The organism is Pseudoalteromonas sp. 10-33, assembly GCF_001469195.1.
In the GTDB taxonomy this organism is placed as follows: domain Bacteria; phylum Pseudomonadota; class Gammaproteobacteria; order Enterobacterales; family Alteromonadaceae; genus Pseudoalteromonas.
Window position 1 is genome coordinate 96759 of the sequence record NZ_LOFI01000005.1, and the last position, 22637, is coordinate 119395.

A 22637-nucleotide genomic window follows, 5' to 3' on the forward strand; every position below is an offset into this window, starting at 1 on the left:
TTATGACAAGCAACATAATAACAGGCCAATTTACGGTGGCGTTAGCCCCAATAGATGGCTATGCCAAAGGTCAAAACGGCATTAATTTAGGACGTATGTCTATTGATAAAACATTTAAAGGTGCACTTAATGCTTCCAGCCAAGGCGAAATGTTAAGCGCGATGACGCCAGTGCAAGGCAGTGCCGGTTATGTAGCAATTGAGCAAGTAATAGGCGAGCTTGAAGGCAAAAAAGGCAGCTTTGTATTACAGCATTTTGGTACTATGGATAAAGGCCAAGACAGCCTAATTTTAAATGTAATTCCCGACTCAGGCACTGATGAGCTAGAAGGATTAGCTGGTAGTATGAAAATACACATTGAAAACGGTGTACATCACTACGATTTTCAATACACGTTATAAAATACACAGGGATTTAAATGCAAAAAGTAATCGAATTTAGAAAGACCCGCTTTATGGGTGGGGTAAATATAGCGGCGCTGAATGATCGTATACAGGAATTAAATCAAGATGGCTGGAAAGTAATTAGCGCAGTGCCAATAACCGGTTTTTATGGGCAAGTGCATGGTTATACATTATTTATTGAAATTGACGAGCTGTAAATGACTCTTTCTATGTGGTTAGGCCTAGTGGCTATTTGTATGATGGGCGCAATGTCGCCGGGTCCAAGCCTTGCGGTTGTATTAAAGCATTCGCTTAACGGCAGTATGAAAAACGGCATGCTAGCGGCGCTAAGTCATGGTATTGGAGTGGGATTATATGCGGGAGCCTCATTACTTGGCTTGGGTGCGTTAATGCTGCAGTTTCCTACTGTGTATCAGGTGTTAGTGTATTTAGGCGCTGCCTATTTAGCTTACTTAGGAATTAAAATTTTATTGTCTAAACCCAATAATGATGAACTTAAAATACAAAATAGCGAAGTGAGTAGCATTAAAGCGTTGCAAGATGGGTTTGCCATTGCCTTTTTAAATCCCAAACTTGCTATTTTCTTTTTAGCCTTGTTTTCACAGTTTATTGATCCAGAAAATCTTACCCTAAGCATTGCAATGGTGATGTGTTTAACTGTATTTGTGATTGATACCGGTTGGTACTTACTTGTTGCCGCCCTAACAGAGTTTTCTAAAAACCGTTTTGGGTTTACTAAACACAATCCATGGTTAGACAAAGTACTGGGTTTTGTATTTGTTGCCTTAGCCATTAGGGTGGTAGTGAGTATTTAAGCTATTGCTAGCTAAATTGCTCAAAATAGCTACAGCCTAAGCAGGCTATACTGCATACGTATTCATCACAAAACATTCACCTTTTGGTTACAATTTGTTGGTTGTGTTTTTACTGCACTGACACACCACACAAAACAATAACCAAAAGGCACACACATGCAAAAGTTTAAATTAAATGCGCTCATGCTGGCATTATTTGCCGCCAATAGTGCTATTGCAGCTACTGAAGAACCACCTGAAGACACGAGCAAACCCGCTCAAGTTCAAACCGATGTAGAAGTGATTGAAGTGCGCGGCTTTAGTCGCAGCTTAATTCAATCGCTTAACCAAAAGCGATTTAGCGATACCGTTTCTGAGCAAATTTCTGCTGATGACTTAGGCGCCTTGCCTGATATTTCAATGGCCGATGCACTGACTCGTTTACCGGGTATTTCAGCTGTGCGTACTGGTGGGCAGGCTGCACAAATTAATATACGCGGGCTTTCGGGTGGGTTTGTATTTTCAACACTTAACGGTCGTGAGCAGGTATCTACAAGTGGTAGCCGCAGCATTGAGTTTGACCAATACCCATCAGAATTAATTAGTTCTGCGGCGGTATATAAATCGCCTAAGGCATCGCTTATAGAAGGCGGTGTGGCCGGTACGGTAGAGCTTGAAACTGCCAGCCCACTTAATAATGATCAAAAACATAAATTTGTAGCTAATGTGCGCGGTATGTATAACGACCGTGCATCTGAGGTATCGGATGCCACTGAGTTTGGTGACCGAATTAGCTTTTCGTATCAAGGTAAATATCTAGACGATACATTAGGTGTAGCACTGGGGTTTGCGCGTTTATTTCAGCCAAGTGTAGCAACACAGTTTATTGGCCTTGCATACAACGATAGAAAAGATGTTGATGGCGTACCAAACGACACAAATGGCCCCATAGATAGCCCAGAAAGTGAATACATTAGCGAGGGCTTTGAGCTACAGCATTTAGGCGGTGAAGAAACCCGTAATGGCTATTTGGCTGCCATAGAGTGGGCACCGGTAGATAATTTTAAATTAAAAGGTGATGCGTTTTTATCGCGCTTTGATAAAGAGTCATTTGCCCGCGGTTTTAGGGTTAAATTAGGCGGCCCATCTGCAGCATACGCAAATGCGCAACTTGATGGTAATGCTGTAATTGGTGCTGCGGTTAATCGTACTTCGAAAAGTTATACCCGTGTTGAAATAGTGAATGACGACAACCAAGATTTTGACGAAGTAGACAGCTTTGGCGTTAATGCCGATTGGCAAGTAACCGATAGACTAAATGTTAATGCTGATGTAGCGCTTTCTCGCGCAAAAAGTAATTTTAGAAACGGTTTGTTGTGGAGCTTAGTGGCTGAAGATGCCAATGCAGAAACGCCGGTATTTGATAACAACGTTGCAATTAACTATCAGTTAAATGGGTTAAATTTACCTGACGTTGGGTTTAATCAGGCGGCCGCCTTTAGTGATATAGACCGAGTAATGGTCAGTAAATATGGTATTTACCCTGATCAAACCGAAGATGAAGTAACGGCATTTAGACTCGATTTTAAATACGAGCTAGAAAGCGATATTTTTAGCTCAGTAGAATTTGGTGCACGCTATTCAGATAGAGAATACAGCCGAAAGCGCTCGGTGTTTGAGTACGGTAACGACGGGGCATTTTCAACAACGCAGCCCCCTTTGCGTTTAACCGACGATATGGCATCAGTGGTTGATTGGCAGGGCGACTTTAGTTATTTCCCATCTTATTTAGCCATTGATTTAGATAAAGCACTTAATGCGTGGTTTCCAGATGGCACGCCACAGCCAGTGCAAACATGGGGCAACGCCGATGGCGTAGACGACGCGCAAGGTTACACAACTAACTATTCGTGGTCAGTGTTACAAAGCGGCTCGGTGTTTGAAGATGTGCTAGCCGCGTACGTGATGGTAAACATTAACACGCAAATTGCCGGCCTTGACCTATCAGGTAATGTGGGTGTGCGCCGTATCGAAACCGACCAATCAGCAACCGTACTTGAAAACGTAGCAGGCGATGCGCGCTTAGGTGCGCAAAATATTGTTGATGAGAACGGCATTGTAAATGACTTATACGCGCCAAATATATTAGGCACTAAATATACAGATTACCTGCCTTCGCTAAATTTAAACCTGCAACTTAACGACAATTCACTTGTACGTTTTGCTGCGGCTAAAGTTATGTCGCGTGCGCCAATTAACCGCTTAGCGGGCGATGCCAGCGCAAACGTAAGTGACGATGGTGTTATTAACGGTTCAAGTAACAACAACCCATTTTTAAAACCCTTTTATGCTGACCAGTACGACTTATCTTACGAATATTATTTTGAAGAAGGTAACGGTACTGTCGCTGCGGCGTTATTTTATAAAAATATAGACTCGTTTGTTGAAACGCTATCGATTGAGAACTTCGACTTTAAAGGTAATGGCTTTAATGTCCCTGATTCTATAGAAGATCCGGTCAGTGGTGAGCAAGTTGCTACAACAAACGGTATTTACACCACGGCAGTTAATAATGGCGAAGGTGGCTACATTAGAGGGCTAGAGCTTGCCTATACGCAAGTGTTTACCTTTTTACCAGAGCCATTTAATGGCTTAGGCGCTAATGCAAGTTACTCATACACCGAAAGTGAAATTGAATCGATCACCAGTTTAGGGGGCGATACTCTCGTTCAATCTTTACCTGGATTATCTAATAATGTGCTTAATGCTACGTTATTTTATGCTTTAGACGATTTTGAAACGCGCCTTAATGTACGCTACCGCGATGAGTTTGTATCAGAGCAGGTTGCCATTAACGAACAAGTGGTCAATTTTGATGCTGAAACCGTCATTGATTTTCAAACGTCTTATCGCTTTAGCGATTCACTCACCATGCTTTTGCAAGTTAATAACTTAACCGATGAACCAACCCAAAGTTACTTTGGCTCAGAGCAGCGAACAGGGACTACTCAGTACTTTGGTCGTCAGTTTTATCTTGGTTTTACATACAGTCATTAATTAGCAAACGGAGCGTTTAAAAATGAAAATTATAACAATGTCTAAATATTTGCTAATAGCCTTAGGGTTAATGATATTAGCAGGATGTGGTGGGACAGATGAAGTTGAGTCGGGGCAGCAGCTTTTAACCTGTAATGTGCCACAAGTACCAAACGAAGCAGGCTCGCAATGTGTGGACCCTGAGCCTATAACGTGTGCAGCGCCTACTGTACCGGATGAAAAAAACGAAAGCTGTGTAGTGGGCGCCGACCCAACATTGCCTGATCCTATTGTATTTGCTGGTGAAGGTGAGGCGGTTTTATTTTATAACCGTTTAGCCGACGATAACTACGAAGGTTACCGATTACATTCGTGGAATAATGATGTGTGTGATGCTTATGCACCTCCATTTGACACGAGCGATTGGGCTAACGGCCATGAATACGATGGCATTGACCCAAACTACGGTGCCTACTGGATAATTAACCTCAAAGAAGGTTATAGCGAGTGTGCTAATTTTATTGTGCACATTGGTACCGAAGGATCGGGTAAAGCGTTTGGTGATATTGATTTAACCATGCCGCTTATGCAAGACGATGAAAAATTTCAGCGTATGAACTTCACCATTCATGGTGAGCCTTCGGTGTTTGAATACCCTATTTTAAGCTTGGGCGAACGTCCGGTAGCGATAGATGGTGCATCAGCACATTGGATTGATTTAAATACAGTCTTGTACAAGCCAAGTAATGAGCTTACACAAATCATTAAGTTGCATTCTTCAGCAGCCGCTGACTTAGTTGTTGATTTAGACACTGGGCTAAATGGTGAAACCGTTGAGCTGACTGCAACTGAGTTAAGTGATGAGCAAGCTGTAAAAGTACCGCATTTAACGGATTGGACTGCTTATCAGGGGAATTGGGATGCAGATGCTGCAAAGCAGCTTATAAAGCAACAGCTTGTTGTTGCAGGCTACGACGCCGATGGTAAGCTACTAGAAGCAACTTTTGTACAATCAGCAAAAGCATTAGACGCACTTTACACTCAAGGTGAAGACGATGCTAACGAGGCATCGCTTGGCGTAAATTATGGCAATAACGCGATTGATGTCACAGTGTGGGCACCCACAGCTAATAACATGACGCTAAACGTGTTTGATGGCGCAAAAACACAAGTGCACTCTACGCCAATGACATTAAATACGCAGACAGGTATTTGGCAAGCAAGTTTAGATATGCAATATGACCGCCATTATTTCCGTTTTGCATTTGATGTTTATCACCCAACCACTAAAGCAATTGAAAGCTTATGGAGTACCGACCCATACTCACTCAATGTATCGAGTAATGGGCTTTATTCGCAACTAATCAACTTAAGCGACGACGACACTAAACCAGAAGGCTGGGATGAGCGCATCGTGCCTACTGTTACTAACCCAGAAGATGCGGTTATTTATGAAGGCCATGTACGTGATTTTAGTGTTCGCGACCAGTCAGTAAGCGAAGCAAACCGCGGTAAATACCTTGCATTCACTGAACTTGAAAGCGTGCCAATGCAGCATCTTAAGCAATTAGCTGATAAAGGCTTAACACACTTTCATTTACTGCCAGTGACTGATATTGGCACCATTGAAGAAGATGCCTCAGAGCGTGTGGAAATTACAGACACCTTAGGTAAATTATGTGAGCGTATTAACGATGAAGCGGATGCGTGTAAAATCGAGGATAAAAACAGCACCATTGTCGATATTATGCAAAGTTACTTGCCTGGCTCAGATGATGCACAAGCATTAGCCAGTGCGATGCGTGATTTAGACGGCTTTAACTGGGGTTACGATCCTCATCATTTTATTGCGCCTGAGGGGTCATATGCATCAAACAGCGATGGCATTGCTCGTGTAGTTGAGACACGCGCTATGGTGCAATCACTGCAAGAAGTAGGACTTCGTGTGGTGCTTGATGTGGTTTATAACCATACAACGTCGTCGGGTATCTGGGAAAAATCAGTGTTTGATAAGTTGGTACCGGGTTATTACCACCGTTATAACGAAGTAAGTGGTGAAATAGAGCGCTCAACCTGTTGTGAAAACACAGCAACTGAACATGTGATGATGGATAAGTTTGTTGCAGATTCAATGGTTATTCTTGCTCGTGACTTTGGTTATGACAGCTTTCGTTTTGATGTAATGGGGCATATGCCTAAATCATCAATATTAGCTGCGCGTGAAGCAGTGCAAGCAGTCGACCCTGATAACTATTTTTACGGTGAAGGCTGGGACTTTGGTGAAGTAGCTAACAATCGTTTATTCACACAAGCTAAACAGGCTGATATGGCCGGCTCAGAAGTTGGTACATTTAACGACCGTATTCGTGAAGCTGTGCGTGGTGGTGCAATGTTTAGTAATAACCCGACAGATGGCAACCTAGCCGAACAAGATACGTTACGGTTATCGCTGGCGGGCAACTTACAAAATTACATTCTTAAAGACTTTAAAGGTAATTCATCTAAAGGAAATAGCTTTACTTGGAATACTCAACCAACAGCGTATGCATTAGACCCAGCAGATAGCATTAACTACGTGTCTAAGCATGATAACGAAACACTGTGGGATCAGTTGCAATACAAACATGCATCAAGCATGAGTATTGAGCAACGTGTGCGCGCGCACAACATGGCATTGTCTATTCCACTTATTAGCCAAGGCATTCCATTTATGCAATTGGGCGCTGATTTACTGCGTTCTAAGTCAATGGATCGTGATAGCTATAATGCCGGTGATTGGTTTAATGCTGTTGATTTAACCAAGGAAAATAATAATTGGAACATTGGTTTACCAAACGCAGAGAAGAACCAAGAAAAATGGTCTGAAATTATGCCTATCTCTGCTAATCCAGATGCACAGGCAATGCCGCAAGACATAGCCTATGCAGGTGATGTATTTAACGAGTTTTTACAAATACGTAGCAGCAGCCCACTATTTAGATTAACCACGGAGCAAGATGTTATTGACCGTGTCGGATTTCATAATGTGGGTAAAAACCAGCAACATGGCTTAATTGTAATGAGCATTGATGATGGCGAAGGGCTAACAGACTTAGACCCAGCACTTGATGCGCTTGTTGTCGTGATTAACGCAACCGAGCAAACTCTTAGCCATACTATTGCTACCGCAGCGGGCTTTGAATTACACGATGTATTAAAAAACAGTGTTGATACAAGCATGACCAGTGCTAATTTTGCTGCTGGCGAAAACGAAGGCACATTTACTGTACCGCCTTACACGTTAGCTGTTTTTACTAAAAACCAAGGTGAGAGCCAAGGTACTGGTTTAAGTGCAAATGCAACCGTAGGCGCACCTGATGTTGTACCTTATGGCAGCACAGCCGTATTTGTTCGTGGTACGTTAAACGACTGGGGCACTCGTGATGCATTTGAATATATTGGCGAAGGTGAATACCGTATAGCAATTGCGCTAAGCGCTGGCGACTACGAATTTAAAATTGCCTCTGAAGATTGGTCTACGGTTGATTTTGGCGCGCTTTCTGATGCCGATAAAGACGTTGTTGAAAATCAAAGCGAGCCATTAACGCGCTCAGGTGCAAACATGACCTTTAGTGCAGCCATCGATGCAACTTATGTATTTTCGCTTGATGCTTCAAACCCAGAAAACCCAACGCTTACTTTATACAACGAAGAGCCATTTGTGGGCACTGCCATCTATGTGCGCGGTACGCTTAATGGGTGGGGAATAACCGATGAGCTGAGCTATCAAGGTAAAGGTATTTATACCTTTACTAAAACACTGAGCGCTGCAAGCTATGAATTTAAAATAGCGTCTGAAGATTGGAGCACGGTTGATTATGGCTCTGGCGAGGGGGATGCAAGTGTAATGATAGGCACTGCAGAGCAGTTATCGGTTGCAGGCGCAAATATGACCATGGATATTGCAGAAGAAGGTGAATACCAGTTTATATTTGACGCCAGTGATTTAAATAACGTATCACTGAAAGTACTTAACGCTGAAATGTTTGCACAAACACCGGTGTTTATTCGCGGCAGTTTAAATGGATGGGGTACAGACAACCCACTGATGTACGAAGGTAATGCGGTTTACTCTACATCCATAGAGTTAGAAGCGGGCGACTATGAGTTTAAAGTAGCGTCTGAAGATTGGAGTACCGTTGATTATGGCGGTACAGGTGATGCACCTGTAGCCACCATTGGTGAGCTTACTTCACTCGAAGCCATAGGTGCCAATATAGCACTGAATATTACCGAACAAGGTACTTACACCTTTAAGGTAATAGGTCCAGATAGAGAAAATGTGAGCATACTTATAGATAAACAGTAGCAGTTATATTTTCCCAGACCTAAGCCGAGCATAATCCTGCTCGGCTTTTTTAATGCCTAATTAATGCCCAACTAAAGTCATATTAAAAACGATAGTTAACCGACATCATAAAGGTTGTAGAGTAGTCGGTATCAATAATCGGAGAGTCTTCAATGTCTGAGTCGAGTTGCTTGTAATTAAACATCGCATTCGCGTTCCAATTTTTATTAATGTAATACATTAAAAATAACCCCGCATTGTAGTTTACTGTAGAGCTTAGTTTGTAAGGCGCATACGTGCTTGATTCGCCTTGGGCTACACCATAATAATAGTTAGATATATCACTGCTGTTTAACTCAACACCCACAGAAGGAACAAGCATTAATTGCTTAGATAACTTAATAGGGTAGCTGTAATTGGTTTTAAATTTAGCACCATCACCGTGGCCTATTACATCATGAGTGGCACTGGCCGTAATTTTGCCAAAGCCTGCGCTGTAGCTCACTTGTGTACCAGCATAAAGTGACAGCTTTCGATCGTTCAAAGCCTTTATTGCTGCAAGGTCTGAATCGGAGGTGTCAAAGTTATCACCTGGTTCTAGCACGAGTGACCAATTAACCCCGTCATCTTCTAGTAATTTGTAGTCAAGAGACAGCCCCCTCAAGCTGAGCCGTTCGCCTTCGTAAGTGATCATAGGTAACACTAAGGTTTTATTATCGGTTCCCGCATAAGGGGAACTGGTAGAAATAACACCGCCCCCTAACGAAAATTGTGATTCAGCCTGAGCAGTGATACTACAAAACGCCAAGGTGCTTACTATTATCTGTATTGAGTTTTTAATATAAGGATTCATAACATACCTTGAATTTAAGATAAGAAAAAAATAGGTCTATATTCAGACGGATAACACTCTATCCTTAACCGGTGATTAGCTATAACTGGGTTTAGTGTAGCTTTATATGCTGCAGTTGTTTGTAAAAGAGTGTGTGAAAGTTTATTTGAATGTAAGTAGCTCAATTGCAATAACGTCATTGTTAACGTAATTTAGGTGTTTAAGGTGAAAAAACGATTTAGTACAGGATACACACCCAAATTAAATTAAGGATAAACACATGAATAATCTCGTTTTAAAAAGTGCATCTTTCGACCCCAAAGTGCAGCAATACTGGATGTTAATGGCCACTTTTTTTAGTGTGTTAGCACTGGTGACCATTCCGTTATTACCTATTGTTTTGGCGATTGTGTGGCTGGTGGGAGGGCGAATATTGGCTGCTATGTCGGCACAATTACTCACGCAAAAACTCGTTGTAAAACGCGGCGTGTTTTTTAAAGAAGAAAAATCGATACCGCTTGAAAAAATAACCGATGTAGGCCTAAGTCAAGGCCCAATAATGCGCATGTTTGGGCTGTATCGGTTAAGTTTTGAAACAGCAGGGCAGTCTGGCCACGGTGCATTGGTGTCATTACTTGGTGTTGAAAATGCCAGTGAATTCAGAGAAGCCATACTTGAGCAAAAAGATAACTTAACAGCAAACACACCAGCAAAATCAACAAATGAAGAAACCCCGCAAAGCCAACTAGAGCTAATACGTGCACTTACCTATAGCGTAAAAAACATAGAGAATATGCTTGTTACGCTACTTGATGAAAAAAAATAGCTTTTGCTACACAAAAAATCACTTACTAAGGAACTTAAAAAAGTATGCTGAGATATGGACTGTTTTTATTTTTATTGATTAATTCGGCTACGATTAAGGCCAGTGGCATGCCACCTTATTTTAATGAGGATATAGACGCAGAATATAGAGCATTGCTAAAGCATGCTGGAGATATATTACCTAAAAGTGATTTACCTCTCGCGTATCTGCCGTTATTTTATCCTTTTAGTTTTCTTGATATTCATCCGACTAGGTTTAAAAGTGATAAAGATAAACAAGCGTTTGCAAACTTTAATTTAGGTGTTTTGGGTCGTAATTTTTTAAATATAAATAAGGCACAACTCTCCAAATTACCTACTGTTACGATATGTAAAAAACAAGCCTGCAAAGAAGAACGGTTAGGCTTAATTGACGACTTTTTAAAAGTAACGATGAATGAGCTACTTAAATTCAATCAGTCAAAAGATCTAAATCTTATTCAGCAAACAGACATGTTTGTTTATCGAATAAATAATACATTTTTCACGCCAGCTCAACTTGTTACTTATTATCCATCTAAGTATGCGGGATTTGTTCCCTCAGCTAATTATAAAGTTTTTGAGTTAGGTGAAAATGAAGAGTTAATGACGTTATCAGCAGAAACTAAGCAAGTTAGGGAGTTAATGAATGCTTATAATGTTGCTGCTATCACTAAAAATGATGACAAAAGCATGAGCATAATTTTTGGAGGAGTGAGTGATAACCATTGGGGTGTCGTTGTTAATTACAGTTCAAGAATGCCAACTCAAGGTGAGTATAACCACATGGGCTTGGAATATGACATTATTGAAAAAATATCAGAAACGCGCTTTTATTTTCAAACAAATTAAGTCCAATCTGAATAAGTCAGCTCGACGATTTTTTATCGTCGAGTCTACTAACTAAGGCCCTAATTATTTGGGTTTATAATAATTAAAAAGCGTCACACACTTGCGTTGCGTTACAAGTAATAACGGTGACGTTTTCGTATCCTACACGTGTGATTGCTTCAGCACTTAATGTGGCGCGTGCGCCACTAGCGCAGTGCAGATAAATAGGGCGGGCCGCGTCTTTTTCTATTTCCATCAGTTTCATCTCGAGTAAGCCGCGCGGAATATTAATTGCGCCTACAGCAGGATTAGTGGCATGTTCTGCGGGTTCGCGCACATCAATAAGTAAGCCCTTGTTTTCGCTAATCTCTTGTTTTGCTTGCTCAGCGTCGATACGTCGTTGGTTAGGTGTAATAACTTTTAGTAAATCGGGGATAGAAGTAAGCATTATATTTATTCCTTAACGCCAAATTTGCGTAGTAGTGTAATCATAGGGCACCAGCTAGTGAAAGCCGATTGCATTAAGTTTAGGGCAATAAACACAGTAAAATATACCCACCTAGGATCGTGATAGGTTTGTAATAAAATTGAGATCACAATCATTATGCCTGCGATCAGACGAAGCGCATTATTGAGTTTCATTATAGTCGGTCACTTATCCAGTTAAATACCTAATTACTATAATCGTATTTTATATATTAGTAAATCCTAATATTAGACTTTTCTAATGTAACAATTTATACTGCCATCACATTAGATTATTAGAGCTTTATATGAATATTGATTTTACTGCTATGGCGGGGAACGTTGAGCAAGCAGAGCAGCTATTAAAAATTTTAGCTAATAAAAATCGTTTAATGATTTTATGTTCGTTGCAAGATACCGAAATGAGTGTAACACAGCTTAATGAAGCGGTGCCGTTAGCGCAGTCGGCACTTTCTCAGCATTTGGCTGCCCTTAGAAAAACGAATATTGTTGCGACTCGCCGTGAGGGGCAAACTATTTATTACCGTGTGATTGATCAAAATGCAATTCATCTTTTAGGCACATTGTATGGTTTGTTTTGTAAGGGGTAGTGGTAATGAACATGATTGATAACGCAGTAAAAAGCAGTTTAACGGGTCGTATTCCGGTTATTATTTTTGTGTTATCAATTTTGTTTGGCCTGTTTGCTTTAAAACAAACGCCTCGCGAGGAAGAGCCGCAAATAGTGGTGCCTATGCTTGATATATATGTATCGGCTCCTAATGTAGAAGCGCCCGAGGTTACCCGGCTGGTGACTCAGCCTCTTGAAAAGTTACTTGCCCAGCTTGGCGGTGTTGAACATATTTACTCAACCACACAAACTGGCGCTAGCGTGGTGACACTTAGGTTTGAGGTGGGCCATGATCGCGAACAAGCTATTTTAGATACCTACGCCAAGCTTAATAGTTACCAGCATACAATGCCTTCTGTTATTGAACACTGGCAAATTCGTCCCGTTGAGGTCGATGATGTTCCCATTGTTATGCTTGGGCTGTACAGCAAAGATCCACAACTCTATAGCGATTACGAATTAACACGATTTGCAAACGAAATTGCGAGTGCTTTACAACGTATTGAAAACACCAGCGAGGTAAAAGTGATTGCTGGGCGTAAACGCACGCTCACTATTAATTTAAACGCCAGCGCGTTGGCTGCTCACCAAACGACAATAAGCGATGTACTTTATGCATTAAGTGTATCTAATCAACTTACGCAACTAGGCAGTGTTGTAAATGGTCAGCAAAAAATAGCTTTGCAAGCGGGTGACGTTTTACGTAATAAGTCTGCAGTAGAGCAGCTTGTAGTTAATGTAGTAAATGGTAAAAGTGTTTACTTACTTGATATTGCAAACGTGATTGACGGCCCTGGCGAGATTGAACATTACCAATGGCTTGCACAATCTTCTAATGAGCAACACTCACCTATGGTCACATTAAGTGTGGCTAAGCAAACAGGCACGAATGCTGTGGCGGTTGCAAACGATGTTCATCAAATGATGGCTGAGTTATCAGGCACGCTTTTACCGCCCGAAGTGAGTTATTCGGTATTAAGAGATTACGGGCAGACCGCCGATGAAAAAGTAAATAATTTAACATCAAGCTTGGTGTTTGCAGTATTTACGGTGGTGATATTTGTTGGGGTATTTTTGGGTTGGCGACCAGCCATTGTTGTTGGGTTAGCGGTCCCTATTTGCTATGGCATTACACTGTCACTGGATTTTGCGTTTGGTTATACCATTAACCGAGTAACGTTATTTGCACTTATTTTATCGTTAGGATTATTGGTCGATGACCCAATTACAGGGATTGATAATATAAGCCGTTTTTTAAATAAAAAAGGCAACAAAAAACAGCAAATAGTTGGCGCAATGAGCGAAATTCGCGGTGCGTTACTGATGTCTACCTTGACTATTATGGTGGCATTTATTCCGCTGGCATTTATTACCGGCATGATGGGGCCATACATGGCACCGATGGCATTTAACGTTCCAATCAGCGTGATGGTGTCTACCATTGTGGCGTTTTTTGTAACGCCTTGGCTTGCTATGAAGTTACTCAAGCCCAATACAGATACCCACACAGAAGTTGAGCCAAAAATAAGTATTTATCAAACGTTATTAAGCCCATTGCTTGTCTCAAAGCAGCGTGCAAAATGGGTATTATGGGGCACATTAATTTTGTTTATTATAAGCGCCATGCTACCGGTTATGCGTTTAGTGCCTTTAAAGCTATTACCGTTTGATAATAAAAACGAGCTACAAGTATTAATAGATATGCCAGAGGGAACACATTTAGAACGAACTGCTGCCTTTACTCAACAGGTGCAAACACTCACATGGCAATTAAACGAAGTAAGTGAAATAGCTGCGTACGTTGGTAAGCCTTCAAGTATGGATTTTAATGCGATGGTACGTGGGTATTATCGCCGTGAAGCTTCACATTTAGCAGAGCTAAGAGTGTTATTGATTGATAAGTCTGAGCGCGAGCAGCAATCACATGCTGTGGTTATGCGCTTACGTAAACAGCTCGCACCTTTAGCAAAACAAGGCATAGTAATAAAAGTTGTTGAGGTGCCTCCTGGGCCGCCGGTATTAAGTACTTTAGTTGCTGAGGTTTACCGAGATGATTTTGTTGATCAGCAAACTCATTACCAAGCAGCTAAACAATTAGCTGAACGTTTAAAGCAAGAGCAACACGTAGTTGAAGTGGATACCTCTTTGGTTGCACCTTCACTTTTGCAGCGTTTTGTAACCGATAAGAGCAAAGCAGCACTCAGTGCCATTTCCACTCAAAATATTGCTCAATCGTTAAGTGTTGCCACGCAAGGTGAAACCGTGGGTGTGCTTTACGTAAGTAACGAAACAGAGCCTGTTGATATTAAATTACAGTTACCATACAGCGAGCGTAATCAAATTTCGCAATTGCTTGCACTGCAAGTCAGGGGTGATAGAGATTTAGCTAAAACCAGCAATGAATTTGGCTTACAAAGTGCACCAAGGCCATTAGTGTCGCTTTCAGAGTTAGGTAAATTTACGCAACATCAGGTTGCTGACATTCGGGTTCGTAAAGATCAACGCGATGTAATTTATGTTATGGCTGAGCTAAACGGGCGAACGCCAGCAGAAGTTATTGCAGACGTAAATGCTGATTTTAACGCCGAGGATAACTATTTTGAAAAAACACCGTGGATAAACCGCCACTTTTTTAATAATGGCGGTACTGTGCCATGGCAGTTACCTAAAGGCACTTATGCTAACTTTAGTGGCGAGGGAGAGTGGCGCATTACCATAGATGTGTTTAGGGATATGGGAATTGCATTTGCCTTTGCGCTTAGTGCCATATTTATTATTTTACGTGTACAAACACAATCTGCGAGCTTGTCGCTAATTATTATGTCGGCTATTCCGCTCACTGTTATAGGTATTATGCCAGGCTTTTGGTTTTTAAATCAGTTTGGAGAGCGTGTTATAGCCGGCGCTCCTGAGCCGGTACTATTTACCGCCACAGCGATGATTGGGATGATTGCCCTTGCTGGTATTGTGGTTCGTAATTCGCTTATTTTAGTTGAATTTATTAATCAAGCACGAGGCCAAGGCATGGCTATAAAAGATGCGCTGGTTGCTGCAGGAACAGTGCGTATGCGTCCTGTATTATTAACCGCAGGAACGACCTTATTGGGTAACTTAGTCATCACACTAGACCCTGTATTTAGCGGGCTCGCGATTGCGATAATTTTTGGTATTGTGGCGTCTACTGTATTTTCGTTATTTGTAGTACCGCTTGTTTATTATTTAGTGTTTGCAAGTTCAGAGGGTGAAGCGCATGCAGGGTAAATCAAAACTATTAGGCGCTTTAATCGCTTTATTGGTAATTATTATGGCTGTGTTTTATATGGCTGGCATTTTTTCTGACCAGAAAAGCGCAGGGTTAAAAGAATCACAACACAGTAATTATCAGGGCGAGCGCGTCACCATTGCGCTGCAAAGCATTACCGGTAGTGAGCAGGTGCCGGGTAGTGTAATAGCAAAACAAAATACGCAAATTTCATCAAATGTGATGGCGCAGGTTGAGCAGTTAAAGGTACGAGCGGGCGATAAAGTCACTAAGGGCGATTTACTTATTACCCTCAAGCAAGATGATTTTAAAGCGGCGTTGGCACAAAGCGACGCTAATATTAACGCCGTGCAAGCATCGTTGACACAAGCTCAAAAGCAATTAGCCAGACTGACTAACTTAAATGCTAAAGGGTTAGTATCTGTTAGCGAAGTAGATGACGCTAAAGCTAAATTTGATAACCTCACGGCTAATTTAGCCGCCGCTAAGCAGCAACAAGCACAAGCCAAAGTGGCATTAAATTATACTCAAATAACGGCACCCATTTCGGGTGTGGTGGTTGAGCGCTTAACAGAGCCTGGCGATACCGCAACACCGGGTAAGCCACTCATTACTGTATATAACCCATTGCAATTACAGGTTGAATTTAATGTACGTGAACAACAAGCAGTAAAATTAAAACTAGGGGATAACTTAAACGTAGTACTGCCATCGCTCAATTTAACTATTTCGGCTACAGTGAGTGAAATAGTCCCTGTTGCGGACAATAGCGCGCGCAGCTTACTTATTCGTTTAGACACGAATACACAATTAGGCTTGATCCCTGGGCTTTACGCACAGCTACAATTGCCCACAAAAAACGCTCAAGGTATTTTAATTGAGGCAAGCTGGGTGCATGAGTTTGGTCAATTAAGCATGGTGTATGTGTTGGAAAACGAAACGCTAGTTAAACGTTTCGTCCGTTTAGGCGCCAGGGTAAATAATAAGCAGCATGTTGTTGCTGGCCTGAAAGAAGGGGATGTACTGGCTATTGATTATGCTCCCTTGCAAAGTATTAAATAAAACTGGCTATTTCATCAATCGTTTTTTTATCTAGGGCATGCATTGGTACTGTTGCATGCTCATCGGGGTAGCCTGTAATTAATAGCATGTAAGGGCGTTCGTTGTCTTTATCTCGGTCACAAATGTCCGTTAAAAAGCTCATCGGTTTTGGGGTGTGGGTCAGTGTTGCAAGGCCTGCACGGTGCAGAGCTTGTATTAAAAACCCCGTTGCTAGCCCAACAGACTCATGCACATAATAATTTGTATTTTTATCATCGGTACTCACACCGCCCTTTTTTTGACTAAATACAGCAATAAGCCAAGGTGCATGCTCTAAGTAGGGTTTGTTAGCATCGGTGCCTAAAGGCTTTAATGCATCTAACCATTCATCGCCTGCTCGCCCTTCGTAAAAAGATCGCTCTAGCTTTTCAGCCGCGTCGCGTATTTGTTTTTTTACATCGCTACTGTTAATAGCTACAAAATGCCAAGGTTGGTGGTTTGCACCACTGGGTGCTGTACCCGCTGCTTTTATACAGGTTTCGATAATCTCTTTTGGCACTGGGCGGTTACTAAAGCTACGAATACTATGGCGGCGCTGGCTTGTTTGTAAAAATTCATTTGCACGGGCTAACATTTCATCCTGTGGGTATTCTATGAAATCGGTCAATGGCTGGTTTTTATGTTCTTGCATGGCTTTTCGCTTCTTATCAAAAGTGTGTGGTTTTTATACCGAGAGGCTCACTTCTAAGCAAGTGTTATTAGAGTGTGTTGCTGTTTATTTATTGTTACAAAGTTGGCCACAGCGTAACTTATGTTCCCGTTTTTAATGTGGTATAAAACAGTATAAAAATAATACTTACAATTCAAGGAAGTAAAAAATGCTATCAATAACAGGGTTATCAAAAACCTACGACAACGGCGTGCACGCTCTGCAAGGTGTTGATTTATCAATAGGTAAAGGCATGTTTGGGCTACTTGGGCCAAATGGTGCCGGTAAGTCATCATTAATGCGTACTATTTCTACGTTGCAATCTGCCGATTCGGGGGCAATTACCTTTGATGGTATTGATGTTTTCAAAGACCCACAGGCTTTGCGCCAACGTTTAGGTTACCTACCGCAAGATTTTGGTGTATACCCACGTGTTAGTGCTTACGACTTGCTGGACCATATGGCTGTTCTAAAGGGCATTCATAACAAAGGCGAGCGTAAAGAGTCGGTGGAAGGCTTGCTTGCACATACTAATTTATATCAACATCGCTCAAAAGCGGTCAGTGGCTTTTCGGGCGGTATGCGCCAGCGTTTTGGTATTGCACAAGCCTTACTAGGTGACCCTGATTTACTAATTGTTGATGAACCAACTGCAGGGCTAGACCCTGAAGAGCGAAATCGCTTTCATAACTTGTTAGTAAGCTTAGGTGAGCAAAAAGTCGTTATATTATCAACCCACATAGTAGAAGACGTTGCTGAACTATGCCCAAACATGGCAGTACTGGCAGGCGGAAAAATATTATTAGAGGGTAACCCCATTGCCCTTACCGATAAACTCCAAGGCCAAATTTGGCGCAAAGCCATGAGCCAAGAAGAAGCGCTAGAGCTTGAGCCGCAACTGCCTGTTATTTCAAAACGCTTATTTGCTGGGCAAACCATATTACATGTATTAGCCAATGAAGCCCCTGAAGGTTTTGAGCTCAGCAGTGCAAACCTAGAAGATGTGTATTTTTCTACGTTGCTTAATCATCGTAACAGCCAAGTAGCATAAGGGGGCGCTATGTTTTTTAATATGCTCGCTTTTGAGCTGCGCTATTTTGTGCGCCAGCCTTCATTTTATGTAACCTCATTAATCTTCTTTTTTATGGCGTTTTTTTTAAGCTCCAGTAGTAAGTTTCCGTTAGGTGGGGCTAATGTTCATATGAACTCGCCTTATACCATTATGGTTTTAACGGTTACCTTTTGTACGCTTGCTATGTTTTTAGTGGTTAACTTTGTTGCAAGCTCAGCGATTCGCAATAGTGAGACCAAAATGGATGAGCTGGTGTTTAGCAAGCCCGTTAACCCGCTTGCTTATCAATCAGGACGTTTTTTTGGTGCTTACTTGGTTGTGCTCGTTGTTTTTTTAACTGTGCCACTAGGCGTGTTTTTAGGATCTCAATTTGGCTTGTTGGTTGGCTGGCTCGATAGTGAGCTAGTAGGCCCTAATAAGTTTATATATTACGCTGCGCCTTTTTTATATTTAGCGGTGCCAAGCTTATTGGTGCTCAGTGCTATTTTTAATAGTGTGGCGGTTTATTTTAAAACCATGATGGCGGTATATGTAACGGCCGTTGTTGTTTTTATAACTTATCAAATAGCCAGTGCTTATTTTGATGATTTAGCATTTAGAAATATAGTTGTTTACGCCGACCCATTTGGCTTGGGGTCTTTAATTGATTTGACGCGTTACTGGACTGTGAGTGATAAAAACACAGATGTGCTAACGCTCACAGGTGACCTTTTAGTTAACCGTATATTGTGGGTGGCAATAAGTGTTGCAATGTTTTTTGGTCTTGGAAAGTTAGGTAGTCGCGTAGTAAGTAAAAAACAGAAAAAGCAATTTGCTGTTTCTACGTTTGTAAAAAACAAACAGGCAGCACTTATTAGCAGCGCTAAAAATTACAAGTCAAAAGGGGTCAATACGCAGTCGCAATTAGTAATGCGCAGCTTATTTGAGCTTAAGCAGGTTATATTAAGTGCTCCTTTTATGATTTTAGCGGGTGTAAGTATTACTATGTTGCTTGTGCCGCTCTTTGCGCCTATTGGCGCGTATGGCACGACGGATTGGCCGCTTACGCAAAATATGGTGAGCATTATTCAAAACTCCTCCGCTTTGTTTATGTTTATTATTATTGCTTATTACAGCGCTGAGCTAGTTTGGCGAGAACGCCACAGTGGTATGGGTGATATTGTTGACAGCTTCCCGGTTCATAACAGTGTGTTTTGGGTATCTAAAATTATTGCGCTAATCACTGCGGTGTGTGGTCTTTATTTAATAGGTATGATGTTTACCATTGCGGTGCAACTATTTAAAGGGCAATTTAATCTAGAGCTTGGGCAGTACTTATTTAGACTAGGTTATCTTACATTACTGCCTTTAATTATGATGGCTATTTTGGCGTTCTTTTTACAAATAATTAGCCCTAATAAATACATAGGTATGGGGTTATTTATTCTGTATTACATCGCCCAAATGGTAATGGGTGCTTATGGGTTTGAACATCACATGTATCATTTCTCACAAAGTAGTAGCGTACCGTATTCTGATATAAATGGTTACGGACACTTTTTACAAGGCGCGCATTGGTACACTCTATATTGGGGCGCGTTAAGTATATTTTTGGCTATTGTTGGGTTTGCTTTATGGCATCGCGGTCCATCGCAAACATTGCGCACTCGCCTATCTTTAATACGTTACAACATGTCTTTAAAAGGCCAGATTGTAGCCGTTATAAGTTTATTAGTATTTGTGGGGGCGGGTTACAATATTTATTACAACACCCGAGTAATCAACGAGTTTGTAACAAGTGATGATAACGAAGCTTTACAAGTAAGGTATGAACAAGAATTTTCACAATACAAAGATTTGCCACTGCCTGTAATAACCGATGTCGATTTACATATTGATATTTACCCTAAAAAGCGTGCTTTAACCGCTGTTGCTAACATTAAATTTACCAATAACGCAAACGAGCCAATAACCCGTGTATTAATCAACGAGCCAAACCAAGCTAAAAGCTGGGATGTAAAAATGGCGGGCGGCAAAATAGTAGAGCGTTTACCTGACTTTGACATGGTATGGTTTGAGTTTGAACAACCGCTAATGCCTAATGAAGTTCGCAAAGGTGAGCTTTCAGTTGCTCGTGAACATAACGGTTTTGTTGATAGGTTTTCAGATACTCAGCTCGTGCATAACGGTACTTTTATAAATAATTTGGAGCTATTACCGAATTTTGGTTATCAAAAGTATTTTCAAATTGCGGATAAGTATGAGCGTCGTAAGCACGATTTACCTGAACTTGAACGTGCACATAAACTAGAAGATAGCCGGTACTATACACAAAGTGACTTGGGTCCTGCTAATGGGTTTATAAGCTACAAGGCAACGGTAACGACCGATGAGTCGCAATTTGCTATTACACCTGGTTACTTAAAAGGTGAAAGTGTAAAAGATGGACGCCGCACCTTTGTTTATGAAATGGATGCGCCCATTTTAAATTTTTATTCTGTGCTTTCGGCAGAGCTTGAAAGTAAAAAGGTTGAGCATAGCGGTGTTAATATTGAGGTGTACTACCACAAAGATCATGCATGGAATGTTGATCGTATGATTGAGTCGGTACAAGACTCGATAGATTACTATACGCAAGCATTTGGCCCATATCAGCATAAGCAGTTACGTATCATTCAGTTTCCTAAATATCGCTCATTTGCGCAAAGTTTTGCCAATACAGTGCCTTACTCAGAAAGTATTGGTTTTGTTACAGATTTGAGGGATGAGAGTAAAGTTGACCTTCCTTATTATGTAACCGCACACGAAGTGGCGCACCAATGGTGGGGACATCAAGTATCAGGTGCTAATGTAGAGGGGAGTGCCGTTATATCAGAAACACTCTCCCAATACAGTGCGCTTATGGTGCTAAAAAAACGCTTTGGCGCCGAGAAGCTACGTAAGTTTTTAAAATACGAGCTAGACAAATACTTAATGGGCCGTACAGGGGAAGCGTTTGAAGAAATGCCGCTATATAAAACACAAGCCCAGCAATACCTTCATTACAATAAAGGATCTGTGGTGATGATGGCGATTTATGATCGCTTAGGTGAAAAACGTTTAAACGCTGCCCTTAAGGCATTTTTAAATGAGTTTAGATACCAGTCAACGCCATACCCAACAACGCTTGATTTACTCAGTTATTTAAAACAAGACGCAACGCAAGCTGAGCAAAGCTTTATTGATGATCAGTTTAAATATATCACTTTGTATGAGCTAGAAATGAAAGAGGTTTCAATTTCAGACGAAGCCGACAGTGATGGCTTTTATAGCGTTACGTTAAACGTTGAAGCTGTTAAGCAACGTGCTGATGGTCAAGGTGAAGAAACAGAACAGCCACTCGACGAGTTAATTGATATTGTGTTGTTTAGCGATGATCCTGAAAACCTACTCGCTGAAGATTTTGTGATTTACTCACAAAAACACCAAATAGTAACAGGCACTAATATCATTGAGTTAAAGGTAAAAGAAAAACCTTTATTTGCAGGAGTCGATCCGTACGTAAAACTGGTTGATAAAGACAATGTAAATAATTTGGCTAAGTTTTAATAGCTGACACAACATTTACTCAAAGGCCGCAATTTTGTGGCCTTTTTTTTGTGTAAAAAACTGTTTGAAATCTGTAAGGTTGGCTACATTTTTCACACAGCTTCTTACGCATTAAGTTCCTGGTTTACTGTAAAGTTTATTTACTGAAAGTGAGTACCAAGTAAGGACAAACATGAAATCATTAATAATGGGGTTTGTAGTATTAGGCTTAAGCGCCTGTTCTGCCGTTACCATACAGCCACACGCTATCGCAAAAATTACAAGTAAAGCAACCTATGAGGATAGCCGTCCATTTTACTTATGGGGGTTAGTAGGGGAGGAACGCGTGGATGTAAAACAGATTTGTACAGATACACAAGCTGCTCAAATGCAGTCGCAGCAAACATTTAGCGATGGTGCGTTGAGTTTAATTACGCTTGGTATTTATTCACCACACACAGTAAAAGTATGGTGTGAAGAGCAAAATACGCAGGAGGCGTTATGAATCTTAAATTAATTTTAGGCAGTATTACATTTGCTATGTTAACTGGTTGCACAAATATTTATTTTGATAATGGTGTACCTGAAAAAGTTAACAATCAATCACATAATAGTTCTCAGTGGCATCATAATTTTGCTTTAGCTTTGTATGAGGGATCTGATGCGGTTGATTTGAGTGAGCATTGCCCGCAAGGACAATGGCAGACGGTGCATACTTATAAGTCATTTAGTAATGGAGTGGCGGAGATTGTAGTTAATCAGGTAGGCCCAGCTTGGTACCCTAAAACAGTTGAAGTAAGCTGCACTAAGGTACCTTTTAAAGCTGAGTAGCGATTGATGCCAA

The 22637-nt window shown here is 41.2% G+C and carries 18 protein-coding genes; 14 read left to right on the plus strand and 4 right to left on the minus strand.

Translation table 11 applies throughout. The features are described 5' to 3' along the window. Positions 1–2: 2 nt before the first annotated feature. From ATS76_RS05850 to ATS76_RS05870, 5 genes are all read left to right on the plus strand, one after another. Positions 3–401 carry a DUF3224 domain-containing protein gene (locus ATS76_RS05850; protein WP_058551408.1) on the plus strand — a complete coding sequence of 133 codons (399 nt, stop codon included), beginning with the start codon at positions 3–5 and terminating at the stop codon, positions 399–401. 17 nt (positions 402–418) lie between these two features. After that, a complete protein-coding gene (locus ATS76_RS05855; protein WP_006794217.1) occupies positions 419–601 on the plus strand; it encodes a hypothetical protein in 183 nt (60 codons plus the stop codon). Next, complete coding sequence (locus ATS76_RS05860) at positions 602–1219, plus strand: LysE family translocator (protein WP_058551409.1); 618 nt, start codon at positions 602–604, stop codon at positions 1217–1219. A gap of 156 nt (positions 1220–1375) precedes the next feature. Continuing rightward, positions 1376–4255, plus strand: coding sequence for a TonB-dependent receptor (locus tag ATS76_RS05865; RefSeq protein WP_058551410.1), 2880 nt, complete (start codon positions 1376–1378; stop codon positions 4253–4255). Positions 4256–4277: 22 nt separating this feature from the next. Beyond that, positions 4278–8582: an alpha-1,6-glucosidase domain-containing protein gene (locus tag ATS76_RS05870; protein ID WP_058551411.1), complete on the plus strand. Its 4305-nt coding sequence runs from the start codon at positions 4278–4280 to the stop codon at positions 8580–8582. Positions 8583–8664: 82 nt separating this feature from the next. On the opposite strand, the gene ATS76_RS05875 is transcribed toward ATS76_RS05870, so the two are convergent. Then, positions 8665–9414 (minus strand): MipA/OmpV family protein, encoded by a 750-nt coding sequence (locus ATS76_RS05875; RefSeq protein ID WP_058551412.1) that lies wholly within the window; start codon positions 9412–9414, stop codon positions 8665–8667. A gap of 259 nt (positions 9415–9673) precedes the next feature. Here ATS76_RS05875 and ATS76_RS05880 point away from each other — a divergent pair, with 259 nt between their 5' ends. After that, positions 9674–10219, plus strand: coding sequence for a PH domain-containing protein (locus ATS76_RS05880; RefSeq protein ID WP_058551413.1), 546 nt, complete (start codon positions 9674–9676; stop codon positions 10217–10219). Between the two features lie 44 nt (positions 10220–10263). Beyond that, entirely contained in the window at positions 10264–11088 is an 825-nt protein-coding gene (locus ATS76_RS05885) for a hypothetical protein (RefSeq protein WP_235590915.1), read from the plus strand. 82 nt (positions 11089–11170) lie between these two features. Here the strand turns inward: ATS76_RS05885 and ATS76_RS05890 are convergent, their stop codons facing one another. Continuing rightward, positions 11171–11515, minus strand: coding sequence for a rhodanese-like domain-containing protein (locus ATS76_RS05890; protein WP_058551415.1), 345 nt, complete (start codon positions 11513–11515; stop codon positions 11171–11173). Positions 11516–11520: 5 nt separating this feature from the next. Next, a complete protein-coding gene (locus ATS76_RS18970; RefSeq protein ID WP_006794224.1) occupies positions 11521–11709 on the minus strand; it encodes a YgaP family membrane protein in 189 nt (62 codons plus the stop codon). 131 nt (positions 11710–11840) lie between these two features. Here ATS76_RS18970 and ATS76_RS05895 point away from each other — a divergent pair, with 131 nt between their 5' ends. Genes ATS76_RS05895 through ATS76_RS05905 form a run of 3 tightly spaced genes read left to right on the plus strand, consistent with a single transcriptional unit; the run spans position 11841 to position 16487 of the window. Beyond that, complete coding sequence (locus tag ATS76_RS05895) at positions 11841–12143, plus strand: ArsR/SmtB family transcription factor (RefSeq protein ID WP_006794225.1); 303 nt, start codon at positions 11841–11843, stop codon at positions 12141–12143. A gap of 5 nt (positions 12144–12148) precedes the next feature. Then, entirely contained in the window at positions 12149–15424 is a 3276-nt protein-coding gene (locus tag ATS76_RS05900; RefSeq protein ID WP_058551416.1) for an efflux RND transporter permease subunit, read from the plus strand. Then, on the plus strand, positions 15414–16487 hold the full coding sequence (locus ATS76_RS05905; RefSeq protein ID WP_058551417.1) for an efflux RND transporter periplasmic adaptor subunit: 1074 nt from the start codon (positions 15414–15416) through the stop codon (positions 16485–16487). Before ATS76_RS05900 ends, ATS76_RS05905 begins: the two co-directional genes overlap by 11 nt. On the opposite strand, the gene ATS76_RS05910 is transcribed toward ATS76_RS05905, so the two are convergent. After that, complete coding sequence (locus ATS76_RS05910; RefSeq protein ID WP_058551418.1) at positions 16480–17157, minus strand: nitroreductase family protein; 678 nt, start codon at positions 17155–17157, stop codon at positions 16480–16482. The genes ATS76_RS05905 and ATS76_RS05910 overlap by 8 nt on opposite strands. Positions 17158–17344: 187 nt before the next feature. Between ATS76_RS05910 and ATS76_RS05915 the strand changes: the two genes are divergently transcribed. From ATS76_RS05915 to ATS76_RS05930, 4 genes are all read left to right on the plus strand, one after another. Beyond that, positions 17345–18226 (plus strand): ABC transporter ATP-binding protein, encoded by an 882-nt coding sequence (locus ATS76_RS05915; RefSeq protein ID WP_058551419.1) that lies wholly within the window; start codon positions 17345–17347, stop codon positions 18224–18226. A gap of 9 nt (positions 18227–18235) precedes the next feature. Beyond that, on the plus strand, positions 18236–21814 hold the full coding sequence (locus ATS76_RS05920; RefSeq protein ID WP_058551420.1) for an ABC transporter permease/M1 family aminopeptidase: 3579 nt from the start codon (positions 18236–18238) through the stop codon (positions 21812–21814). A 172-nt stretch (positions 21815–21986) separates the two neighbouring features. Further along, complete coding sequence (locus tag ATS76_RS05925) at positions 21987–22298, plus strand: Bor family protein (protein WP_058403580.1); 312 nt, start codon at positions 21987–21989, stop codon at positions 22296–22298. After that, positions 22295–22624: a Bor/Iss family lipoprotein gene (locus ATS76_RS05930; protein WP_058403579.1), complete on the plus strand. Its 330-nt coding sequence runs from the start codon at positions 22295–22297 to the stop codon at positions 22622–22624. Before ATS76_RS05925 ends, ATS76_RS05930 begins: the two co-directional genes overlap by 4 nt. Positions 22625–22637 lie beyond the last annotated feature (13 nt).